At 56.0% G+C, this 611-nt stretch carries 1 protein-coding gene; it reads right to left on the reverse strand.

Annotated elements, in window-relative coordinates; translation table 11 throughout:
- Positions 1-611, reverse strand: a 611-nt coding sequence (locus tag QLG03_RS06080; RefSeq protein WP_282473611.1) for a GTP-binding protein, incomplete at both ends; no start/stop codon positions are given.

Genomic DNA, 611 nt, shown 5'->3' on the forward strand with positions numbered 1-611 from the left:
ACTTTGATGATACCGCGCTCTACACGACCGGTAACAACGGTACCACGACCGGAGATGGAGAATACGTCTTCGATCGGCAGCAGGAACGGCTTGTCAATCGCACGCTCTGGTTCCGGGATATAGGTATCCAGGTGGCCAGCCAGTTCGATGATTTTCGCTTCCCACTCTGCGTCGCCTTCCAGCGCTTTCAGAGCAGAACCACGAACGATCGGAGTGTCGTCGCCCGGGAAATCGTACTGAGACAGCAGTTCACGAACTTCCATCTCAACCAGTTCCAGCAGCTCTTCGTCATCAACCATGTCGCATTTGTTCAGGAACACGATGATGTACGGAACGCCTACCTGACGACCCAGCAGGATGTGCTCACGAGTCTGCGGCATCGGGCCGTCAGTCGCAGCAACAACCAGGATCGCGCCGTCCATCTGCGCAGCACCGGTGATCATGTTTTTAACATAGTCGGCGTGGCCCGGGCAGTCTACGTGCGCGTAGTGGCGAGTCGGGGTGTCATATTCAACGTGAGAGGTGTTGATGGTGATACCACGAGCTTTTTCTTCCGGCGCGTTATCGATCTGGTCGAATGCGCGAGCGGAACCACCGTAGGTTTTAGCCAG

The sequence above is a fragment of the Klebsiella sp. V115_8 genome (genome assembly GCF_029967715.1).
In the GTDB taxonomy this organism is placed as follows: Bacteria; Pseudomonadota; Gammaproteobacteria; order Enterobacterales; family Enterobacteriaceae; genus Klebsiella; species Klebsiella quasipneumoniae.